General features: G+C 65.5%; 7 protein-coding genes. All 7 read left to right on the forward strand.

Features of this window, described 5'->3' with window-relative positions:
• Positions 1–89 precede the first annotated feature (89 nt).
• The 7 genes from parC (at position 90) to BI344_RS05095 (ending at position 10,827) form a co-directional block, all read left to right on the forward strand.
• The gene (gene parC, locus BI344_RS05065; protein WP_071111827.1) at positions 90–2,444 is read left to right on the forward strand and encodes a DNA topoisomerase IV subunit A; all 2,355 of its coding nucleotides are present in this window, start codon (positions 90–92) and stop codon (positions 2,442–2,444) included.
• Positions 2,444–4,000: a two-component system sensor histidine kinase NtrB gene (locus BI344_RS05070; protein ID WP_071111828.1), complete on the forward strand. Its 1,557-nt coding sequence runs from the start codon at positions 2,444–2,446 to the stop codon at positions 3,998–4,000. The genes parC and BI344_RS05070 overlap by 1 nt, the downstream gene beginning before the upstream one ends.
• The gene (locus BI344_RS05075; RefSeq protein WP_071111829.1) at positions 3,993–5,309 is read left to right on the forward strand and encodes a sigma-54-dependent transcriptional regulator; all 1,317 of its coding nucleotides are present in this window, start codon (positions 3,993–3,995) and stop codon (positions 5,307–5,309) included. The genes BI344_RS05070 and BI344_RS05075 overlap by 8 nt, the downstream gene beginning before the upstream one ends.
• A gap of 884 nt (positions 5,310–6,193) precedes the next feature.
• Positions 6,194–6,865 carry an acyl-homoserine-lactone synthase gene (locus BI344_RS05080; protein ID WP_204378015.1) on the forward strand — a complete coding sequence of 224 codons (672 nt, stop codon included), beginning with the start codon at positions 6,194–6,196 and terminating at the stop codon, positions 6,863–6,865.
• A 50-nt stretch (positions 6,866–6,915) separates the two neighbouring features.
• Positions 6,916–8,247, forward strand: a complete 1,332-nt coding sequence (locus BI344_RS05085) for a 3-dehydroquinate synthase II domain-containing protein (protein WP_083370069.1) — start codon at positions 6,916–6,918, stop codon at positions 8,245–8,247.
• Between the two features lie 64 nt (positions 8,248–8,311).
• Positions 8,312–9,406 carry an SDR family oxidoreductase gene (locus BI344_RS05090; RefSeq protein ID WP_071111831.1) on the forward strand — a complete coding sequence of 365 codons (1,095 nt, stop codon included), beginning with the start codon at positions 8,312–8,314 and terminating at the stop codon, positions 9,404–9,406.
• A gap of 11 nt (positions 9,407–9,417) precedes the next feature.
• Positions 9,418–10,827: a hypothetical protein gene (locus BI344_RS05095; protein ID WP_071111832.1), complete on the forward strand. Its 1,410-nt coding sequence runs from the start codon at positions 9,418–9,420 to the stop codon at positions 10,825–10,827.
• Positions 10,828–10,830: the final 3 nt, after the last annotated feature.

The following is a 10,830-nucleotide window of genomic DNA, read 5'->3' on the forward strand; positions in this document are numbered from 1 at the left end:
GTCGTCGGCATCCCGGCACCGTTTGAGATGCTATACCACCCTGACCGATCGCGTACCCAAATCCAGATCAAGACACTAGCATCAATAATATGAACAGCAACGACCTCTTCGCCCCGCCCGGCCCCGCCGGCGACCCGCCGCCGCCGCCTCCCGCCGCGCCGGAAACCGCCAGCGGCGACTGGATTCCGCTCGACCTGTACGCCGAGCGCGCCTACCTCGAGTACGCGATGAGCGTGGTCAAGGGCCGCGCGCTGCCGGAGGTGGCCGACGGCCAGAAGCCGGTGCAGCGACGCATCCTGTACGCGATGCGCGACATGGGCCTGGTGCACGGCGCCAAGCCGGTGAAGTCGGCGCGGGTGGTCGGCGAAATCCTGGGTAAATACCACCCGCACGGCGACAGCTCGGCCTACGAGGCGCTGGTGCGGATGGCGCAGGACTTCACCTTGCGCTACCCGCTGATCGACGGCCAGGGCAACTTCGGCAGCCGCGACGGCGACGGCGCGGCGGCGATGCGCTACACCGAGGCGAGGCTGACGCCGATCGCCGACTTGTTGCTGTCCGAGATAGACATGGGCACGGTGGATTTCGTGCCCAACTACGACGGCGCGTTTGAAGAGCCGGCGCTGCTGCCGGCGCGCCTGCCGATGGTGCTGCTCAACGGCGCCTCCGGCATCGCGGTCGGCCTGGCGACGGAAATCCCGCCGCACAACCTCACCGAGGTGGCCGGTGCCTGTGTGGCGCTGTTGGACAACCCCGAACTGGACACCGCCGCGCTGATGCAATACGTGCCGGGTCCGGACTTCCCCGGCGGCGGGCAGATCATCACCCCGGCCGCCGACATCCTGTCCGCCTATGAAAACGGCCGCGGCAGCGTGCGGGTGCGCGCCAAGTGGGAGATAGACCGGCTGGCGCGCGGCCAGTGGCGCATCGTGGTGTCCGAGCTGCCGCCAGGCTCCAGCGCGCAGAAGGTGCTGGCGGAGATCGAAGAAGCCACCAATCCCAAGGTCAAGGCTGGCAAGAAGGCGCTGACCCAGGATCAGGCCAATCTGAAAAGCCTGATGCTGTCGCTGCTGGACCGCGTGCGCGACGAGTCCGACAGCGCCAGCCCGGTGCGGCTGGTGTTCGAACCCAAGTCCAGCCGCCAGGACCCGGATGAGTTCATGAACATCCTGCTGGCGCAGACCAGCCTGGAAGGCAACGCCTCGCTGAACATGGTGATGATAGGCCTGGACGGCCGCCCGGCGCAGAAGGGGCTGAAGGCCATCCTGTCCGAGTGGATAGACTTCCGCCGCAGCACGGTCACCCGCCGCCTGGCGCACCGTTTGTCGCAAGTGGACAAACGCATCCACATCCTGGAAGGGCGGATGATCGCCTTCATCCATATCGATGAGGTGATTCGCGTGATCCGCGAGTCGGACGAGCCGAAACCCGACCTGGTCAAAGCGTTTGGACTCACCGAAATCCAGGCCGAGGACATCCTGGAAATCCGCCTGCGCCAATTGGCGCGGCTGGAAGGCTTCAAGCTGGAAAAGGAGCTGTCCGAACTGCGCGAGGAGCGCGAAGGCCTGCGCCACGTGCTGGACTCCCCGGACGCGCTGACCAAGCTGATCCGCGGCGAAATCCAGGCGGACATCGCCAAGTATGGCGACAAGCGCCGCAGCGAGATCAAGGCCGCCGAGCGCGCGGTGCTGACCCAGACCACCGCCGACGAGCCGGTGACGCTGATCCTGTCGCAAAAAGGCTGGATCCGCGCCCGCGTCGGCCACAATCTCGACCTGTCCACGTTGGCGTTCAAGGACGGCGACGCCCTGGCGGCGGCGGTGGAGGCCCGCACCGTGTGGTCGGCCATCGTGCTGGACCACAACGGCCGCGCCTACACCATCGATCCGGCCACGGTGCCGACCGGCCGCGGCGACGGCGTGCCGGTGGCCTCGCTGGTGGACCTGCAGGACGGCGCCAAGCCGGCGCAGCTGATCTCCGGCCCCGATGCGGCGCGCTTCATCGTCGCTGGCTCGGGCGGCTACGGCTTCATCGCCAAGATCGGCGACATGGCCGGCCGGGTGAAGGCCGGCAAGGCTTTCATCACGCTGGATGCGGGCGAGAAGGTGCTGGCCCCGGTGCCGGCGCCGCAGGGCTCCGGACTGGAGGCGCTGCAATTGGTGGCCGCTGCCGACAGCGGCCGTCTGCTGGCCTTCCCCGCCAGCGAGCTCAAAGAGCTGTCCAAGGGCCGCGGTTTGATGCTGATGGCGCTGGACGAGGGCGCGGCGATGACGGCGATAGGCCTGGTGGCCGGCAGCAGGGCGCTGCTGTCCACCACCTCGGTGCGCGGCAAGGTGGCCGACGAGAAGCTGGCGCTGGAGGAGTTTGTCGGCAAGCGCGGCAAGAAGGGCAAGCTGATGCCGAAGAAATGGCTGGTCAGCGCCATCAGCGAGTTGCCGATGTGATGATCCGGACCGGTCAGCCGCAGGCCCTCACCCCCCGCGCCGCGCTGTTGTTCGTCAACGGCTTCCGCGCCCTGTTGCTACTGGTCCTGTTGTTGATGTCGCTGCTGCCCAGCAGCGACGGCCTGTCGCTGATCGAGGGCGGCAGGCACTTCTATCTGTGGTCCGGCGTCTACCTGCTGCTGATCGCCATGTGGTTTCTGCTGCGCGAAGGCCGGCTGGGCCACACCCTGCAGCTGACGCTGGCGATCGCCGCCGACATCGCGATGATGGTGCTGCTAATGGCGATGAACGAAGGCATCCGCGGCGGCTTCGGTCTGCTGCTGCTGCCCTATCTCGCCGCCGCCGGCCTGTTGTCCACCGGCCGCTACGCCTTGTTCTACGCCGCCATCGCCACGCTGATGCTGTTCGGCTACGCCGGCATGGAGCACGAGCTGGGTCTGTCCCATACCGCCGACCTGTCCTACAGCGCGCTGCTGGCCGCCGCCTGTTTCGTCACCTCCATCGCCACCTGGCAGCTGGGGCGGATGGCGCGCGCATCGGAGGCGCTGGCCGCGCAGCGCGGCGGCGAAATCGCCAACCTCAACCACCTGAACGAACTGATCCTGCAAAGCCAGCGCGACGCGGTTGTGGTGCTGGACGAGGAGGGCCATCTGCGCCAGTTCAACCTGCAGGCGGCGCGTTATTTCAGCGGCCTGCAGCGCGGCCAGCTGCTGGCGGAGCTGTTGCCGCTGGTGCGGCGCTGGCAGCTGAACGGCTATCCGGCGCTGTCCACCTTCGTCGAACACAGCGTGCGCGGCCGCCAGCTGGTGGGGCGGCTGGTGCCGGTGCCGGTGCCGGAGGGCGAATTGCGCGGCGTGGTGCTGTTCATGCGCGACATGGCCGACATGGCGGAGGAGGCCAAGCGGGTGAAGTTGGCCGCGCTGGGCCGGCTCAGCGCCAATATTGCCCACGAAATCCGCAATCCGCTGTCCGCCATCAGCCACGCCGCCGATCTGCTGGCCGAGGACGAGGCAGATCCGGCGCGGCGGCGGCTGATGCGCATCGTCCAGGACAACACCCGCCGCATCAACGGCATGGTGGAGGATGTGCTCACCCTGGGCCGGAGCGACCGGGTCAAGCGCGAATCCATCGCGCTGTCGCCGTTTATGGCCGAGCTGCTGGAACATTTCACGATGGCGCAGCCTGCTGCCGCGGGAGTCGTCGCTTGCCGGCTGCCAGACGGCTGCAAGCTGCGCTTCGACCGCGGCCACCTGTCCCAAGTGCTGGGCAATCTGCTGGCCAATGCCTGGCGCCACAGCAGCCGCCGCCCGGGCGCGGTGCAGTTGCAGGCCAGCGTGGCCGAGGACTATCTTATTCTGCGGGTGATCGACGACGGTCCGGGCGTGGCCGAAGCCGAGCAGTCGCGGCTGTTCGAACCTTTTTTCACCACGGAAAGCGCCGGCAGCGGCCTGGGTCTGTACATCGCGCGCGAACTGGCCGAGGCCAACGACGCGCGGCTGGACTACAGCCCGCCCGGCGGCGTGTTCCGGCTGACCTGTCACCTGGCCTATGACTAAGACACCGATGCGCGTACTGGTAGTGGACGACGAGCCGGACATCCGCGAGCTGCTGGAGCTGACCCTGTTGAAGATGGGGTTGCAGCCGGTCTGCGCCGGCAGCGTGGCCGAGGCGAAGGGCGTGCTTGCCGCCGGCCCGTTCGATCTGGCCCTGACCGACATGCGCCTGCCCGACGGCGAGGGGCTGGAGGTGGTGCGCCATATCGGCGAGCAGGCGCTGGACGTGCCCATCGCGGTGATCACCGCCTACGGCAGCACCGACAACGCGGTGCGGGCGATGAAAGCCGGCGCTTTCGACTACCTGCAAAAGCCGGTGAGCCTGGCGCAATTGCGCAGTCTGGTCAAAACCGTCCTGAGAGTCGACAGCGGCAAACCCACGCCGCAGCAGCGGCTGGTGGGCGATTCGCCGGCCATCCAGGAGGTGCTGCGGCTGATCGAGAAGTTGTCGCGCAGCCAGGCGGCGGTCTACATCCGCGGCGAGTCCGGCACCGGCAAGGAGCAGGCGGCGCGGCTGATCCATGAACAGGGTTCGCGCGCCGAGCGGCCCTTCGTCGCCGTCAACTGCGGCGCGATTCCCGACAATCTGATGGAGAGCGAGTTCTTCGGCTACAAGAAAGGCGCTTTCACCGGCGCCGACGCCGACCATGACGGCTTCTTTCAGCAGGCGCTGGGCGGCACGCTGTTTCTGGATGAGGTGGCAGACCTGCCGCTGGCGATGCAGGTGAAGCTGCTGCGCGCCATTCAGGAAAAGACCGTGCGCAAGCTGGGCGGCAGCCAGGAAGAGGCGGTGGACGTGCGCATCATCTGCGCCACCCACCAGGACTTGGCCGCGCGGGTGGAGGCCGGCAGCTTCCGCCAGGACCTGTACTACCGCCTGAACGTGCTGCCGCTGCGCATGCCTGCGCTGCGCGAGCTGCGCGAGGACATTCCCCGCTTCGCGCAGCAGCTGTTGCAGCGCTACGCCGGCGAGGGAGCCACGCCGCAGCTGTCGGCCGACGCCCGCCAGGCTTTGCAGGACTATGGCTATCCCGGCAATTTCCGCGAACTGGAAAACATCCTGGAACGCGCGGTGGCGCTGGCCGCCGGCCCCGCGCTGAGCCGGGATGACCTGCAGCTGACTCCCAGCCGCGAGCACAGTCCGGAGCCATGCGGCGCCGAGCCGCTGCAAGACTATCTGGACCGGGCGGAGCGCGAAGCCATCGTCAAGGCATTGGACGCTACCCATTACAACCGCACCCAGGCCGCCAAGCGGTTGGGCGTCACTTTCCGTTCGCTGCGTTACCGGATGGAGCGGCTGAGAATAAATTAATTGGGGTGGGGCGCTAAATTTAGGCCTCTCAATTGGCGGCGAGTCTTGGCTCTCAGAGCGTGATGAACTCGGTTGAGTTTCGCGCTCTGGCAGGCGAGTTCAGCTGGTGTTTTCCACTTCAGGGCAGAGTGGGACGTCGGTATCTTGCTATCGTAGCGCCGCAAGGTGTTGGGCATTCTGCCGCGGCCAGTCCACGCACCAGGCCTCGTTGATCCCGATAGCCACGCTTCTCGGGAGCGGGGCCGATTTGTTGCGACGCGGACGCTGGCTGCGCCAAGCGGAAGGCCACGCACGCCAACTGGCGCCGGGCCGCATCGCGCAGGATGCGCCGGCCGATATTTCCATTTGGGCCGGTATGGCCTGAATCGCCGGCGAATCTGCCGCGGCGCGTGCAGAAATATGCCTGAGCGCGCAAACCTCCCGCGTTGGCAACCGGCGACTTCTTCCTGATTGCGGCTGAGCGAGGTCCGGTGCGCCTGGCGGCCATGCCTTCTTGTGGCGATGCCACACTGATCTATGGGCCAGTTCATGCGGTTCCGCCTTGCTATTTCTCAAGTGGTTTTTCGTTGACTCCCTTCCGGTAGCCGGCTATCGCCGCGCCGTTCCGGCTCGCGGCGATAGCCGCCAAAAGCTGTTGCCGCAAGCTTCTTGCCGCTTTATGCCGCTAGCTCCGCCGTTTGCCGGACGATGCCGCGGCAAGCCCTCTCGTGCGCGTTTCCAGGCGGTCCTAACAGTTCTGCTAGGTTACGCCGCGCCAACCCGATCCTTAGGATGCAGACCAAGCGGAAACGTGCGGTCAGCCGCGTTTCAAGCACATGAAAAGCAACATGGAATTTTCAGGCGTGACAGCCGGCCCAGCTTAGGCGGCTGTCTGGATCCATCCCTTGAGTGAGCTTTGGAAAGCGACGTGTCAAATGGATTTGCCAGTACTGGATTTTCAGATTGCCCAGCAGGCGCAATTGCCGGTCATCGACCTGGAGAACATGCTGCGGCTGCGCGCCCGGATCTTCCGCGACCGGATGGGGTGGGATGTCCGCGTCGAAAATGGCATGGAGCGGGACGGCTACGATGAGCTTGATCCCCACTACCTGCTGATGAAGCGCCGCGACGGCGGCCTGCAAGGCTGTATGCGGCTGCTGCCCACGCTGGGGCCGAACATGCTGCGCGATGTGTTTCCCGCCCTGCTGGCCGGCAGGGCGGTGCCGGCCGACCGCCATACCTGGGAGGTGTCCCGCTTTGCCGTGGATCCCTGCGGGCCATGCCGGCAGCATGCCGACCGCCTGGAACATATCCGCGCCGCCCTGCATCACCTGTGCGGCTTTGCCGGGCGGCATGACATCCACCGATTTGTGATGGTCACCACGCCAACCGTGCAGCGCATGCTGCACCAGTTGGATGTGGAGGCCGAGGTGTGCGGCGCGCGGACCCGTTTCGGCATCGACGAAGCGGTAGTGCTGTCGGTAGCCCTGAGCCCGGCCAATCTCCGCGCGGTCGCGCCGCTCCATTTTCCGATTCTCCCGATGCCGGCCGCGTTGCCGGCCCGGGTCTGGCTGTGAGTTTCCTGATTTCTAGCAACCACTGTTTCTAAACCACTTGGAACCCCACCATGGAACAAACCCTCAACAAGCGTCCAGGCGCGAGCGCAGAGAAAACCGCCACCAATGAAAAGGCGGCATCCAGCGATAAGCAAGCCGACAAGCGCAATCCCACCACGCCGCGCGATCCGGTTCCGCCGAGCAACGCCGCGCTGTCGCCGTTCACCACCGAGGTACGCAGCAACGAAGGCAATGAGCTGTGGTACGACTCCAAGGTGCTGGCCAAACTGGGCGAAGACAATCGCCGCGCCATCACCCAGCGCCTGGGCCAGGGTCGTTACAACGGCATCGTGCTGTACGCCGACAATCTGAAAGAGCTGAGCCAAGCGGTATCGCCGCGCTTGCAGCGCGTGCTGCATATCGAGTCGGCCGAGCAATGGGCCGAACTGTCGACGCTGATCTCCCCGGCCGGAGGCAAAGACCTGATCCAGGTTTCGGTCATCTCCAGCAGCCAGCCGACCTTGCTGGCCACTGCGCGCAGCGCGGGCTTCCGCACCAGCTGGCGCGCCCATGTCGACAACGCCGCCTCCTTGCACGCCTCTTTCCATGACGGCATGCACTATGACTTCCTGATGGTGTCATTCAAGGATCCGACCAATATCCCGCTGGAACTGGTGATCGCAGAGTTGCACAAGACCAATACCGTGCTGCTCAAGGAAGTGAATCAGGATGTGGACGACGCGGTGATCGCGCTGGGCGTGTTGGAGCTGGGCAGCGACGGCGTGCTGGTGGCTTTCACCGATATGGAGCAGTTCGACCGCTTCGCTCACAAGATCGATGCCCAGGCCACGCCGAGCATCGACATCCAGGTTGGCGTGATCGAACGCATCACCCACTTGGGCCTGGGTTACCGAGCCTGCATCGACACCACCCACATGTTCAATCCGGATGAGGGCATCCTGGTCGGCTCCACTTCTACCGGCGGCCTGCTGTGCTGTCCCGAAGTGTTCCACCTGCCTTATATGGAGCTGCGTCCGTTCCGCATCAACGCCGCTTCAGTGCATAGCTACGTGTTCCAGGCCAATGACCGCACCAGCTACATCAGCGAATTGCGGGCCGGCAGCTCGCTGACCACGGTCAACGCTCGCGGCGAGACCCGCCAGATCTTCGTCGGCCGCACCAAGACCGAAATCCGTCCATTGCTGCTGATCGAGGCTACGTTCCCGGAGAACCGCAAGGTCAACATCATCATGCAGGACGATTGGCACGTGCGGGTGTTCTCCGACGAGGCCAAGCCGCGCAACGTCACCGAACTCAAGGCCGGCGACCGGGTGCTGGGCTTCGGCACCGAGCCGGGCCGCCACGTCGGCGTGAAAGTGGACGAACACATCATCGAACTCTGATCCATCCGGACCGGAGCCCCGCAATGGGGCTCCGGCGGCGGACACCATCCAATAGGAGCAGAAAGTGCATCAGATCCTGATTACCGGCGCTACCGGCTTTGTCGGCGGCGCTCTGGCGGCCAATTTTCTGGCGCGGGGCGCCCGCGTGGTCGCCTTGTCGCGCAACGACCCCGACGGCATGCGAACCATCAATGCGGTGGTGGCTGCGGCCCAGGGGTGCGGCCTGGACATCCATGGCGCGCTGGAAAGCCATCTGGATGTCGTCAATGTCGATTTCGCCACACTGGATAAGGAACTGGGCGGGACCGAACTGAGTGGCGTCACCGAGGTATGGCATGTGGCGGCGGAGATGAGCTACTCCTCCCACAAACTGTCGCAGTCGTTCGCGACCAACGTCGGCAATACCGGCCGGCTGTACGAGACGGTCTGCCGCCACGCCCCCGCCTGTCGCCGTTTCTATTATGTGTCCACCGCCTATGTGGCCGGCATGGCCGGCGGCTTGGTGCCGGAAGAGCTGCACGCGCGCAGCCATATGGCCAATACCTATCAGGTGACCAAGTGGAGCGCCGAACAGTCGCTGCATCTGCTGTTCCAGCGCCACGGCTTGCCGGTCACCCTGTTCCGTCCCAGCGTGGTGGTGGGGCACCGCCGCACCGGCTGGGCGCTGCGCAACGGTTTCGGTTTCTACATGTTCCTCAACGCCATGGTGGCCATTGCCCAGGCCGGCCACAAGGAACTGGCCGTGGATTTGGTGGCGGACAGCCGCCCCGACCTGATCTCCATCGATCAATTGGCGGCCGACGCCTGCTCGTTGACGCTGCGCCAGCAGCCGGGCCGCGATTTCGAGGTATTCCATTGCGCCGGAGGCCGTTCGGAACGGATGGAAGACCTGGTGCGGATGTGGGGCGAGGTGGCCGGAGTGCGCGCCGCGCTGGGCACGCCGTCGTCGGTGCTGGACCAGAAATTCGATCGCGCGGTGGAGCCTAATCGTCCGTTTGCCAACCAGGAATGGCAGTTCGATCGCAGCAAGCTGGATGCCGCCACCCAGCGCAGCCAGTCTTTGGCGCCGCTGTCGTTGGAAGAGCTGCATGCAATGTGCCACTGGTATGCCCATGGCTCGATGGCCGATGAGCAAACCGCCGTGGCGGAAGCGCACTGAGGAGAGCCGCCGTGACCTTCCAAACTGCCACGCTGCCTGTCCGCGAACCGCTTGCGGAGGCACGGCCGCTTGACGCCTTGTCCGAGGCCTTCGTTCACCTGGGCGAACTGGCCAATGTCAACACCAACCAGATTCTCATCGTCGCCGGCTGCCTGGACGCCGCTCTGCTGGAACGTAGCGTCCGCCAGGCGGTGGCCAAGGTGCCCTTGTTGCGCGCCCGGCCGCTGGCCGGCCGGCCCGGTATCGAAGCCGACGCCTTCAGCGCCGAGCTGCCTTTAGTCCGTCATTTCGAGCATGCCGGCGTCTGCGATTTCGGCGATGCCGCTTTCCGCCGATTGCTGATGGACTTCAGCTTCGACAACCGGTTGGACTGGCGAGGCCGGTCCCCGGTGCAGCTGTTGCTGATCACCGCGGCCGACCGTTCCAGCAGTTGCGTCTACCTGAACACGCACCATGGTGTGGCTGACGCCCGCAGCGACAGCCTGCTGTTCCGGTTGATCATCGATCATTACGCCTATCTGAGCGGCGCGGCGTCGGCGCCGCCGCCCATTGAGCGGCTGCCGTACGCCATGCTGACCGAGATCCGGCCTGACTGGTATCGCCCGCTGGAGCGGACGTTGCGCTGGCTGCGCGGTTTCCGCAGCGTGGTGGCGGATCTGTTGCAGCGCGATATCGGCCTGCGGGTGCCATTGCGCGGGCCGCGCTGGGAGGATGGCGCCAAGCAAACGGGCATCGGCGAGCTGGACTTCTTCCACAGCCTGTTGCCGGAAGCGTTATCCGATCGCCTGACGACGGTGGCGCGCGGTACCGGCGTCACCGTCAACACCCTGTTGTGCGCGGCGCTGGCGCGCCATCTGGAACGCGCCAGCGGCCGTAGTCAGGGCGTATTGCGCATTACCTGCGCGATCAGCCTGCGCCGGCTGATCGACCGCCGCTACGATCTCAGCTTCCGCAACTATCTGGTGCCGAGCAAGATTCGCATCCGCCTGGGCCAGAGCGGTCGAGAGTTGATCCGTTCGGTGCACCAGGCCATAGGCACGGCGCGCAGCGATAGGCAACTGAGTACCGAGCTGGGGCGGCTGGAGTCGCTGCTGCTAGCCTTGCGCCGACGACCGCTGCATGGCATCGCCCGCGCCATGCTCAACGTCTGCCAGGGCACCAATGCTTGTTATTCCAATCCAGGGCGGATCGAGGAGGACTTTTCCAGCTTCGGATCGGATCGGCACCCCACCTTGCAGTTCGTCGGCTTCGGCTGCTTGGTGCCGCCTTACGATTTCATTCTTTACACGCCCACCGTCAATGGCCGGATGCAGCTGGATCTGGTCTATCGCCGCGCCGCGTTCCGTGCCATCCAGCAGGAATTCGTCGGCCCTTTGTTGGCCGCGTTGCAACAGTTGCTGGATGAAATCGAAGCTACTTGAACC

Origin of the sequence: Chromobacterium sphagni, from assembly GCF_001855555.1 — a bacterium.
GTDB classification, from domain to species: domain Bacteria; phylum Pseudomonadota; class Gammaproteobacteria; order Burkholderiales; family Chromobacteriaceae; genus Chromobacterium; species Chromobacterium sphagni.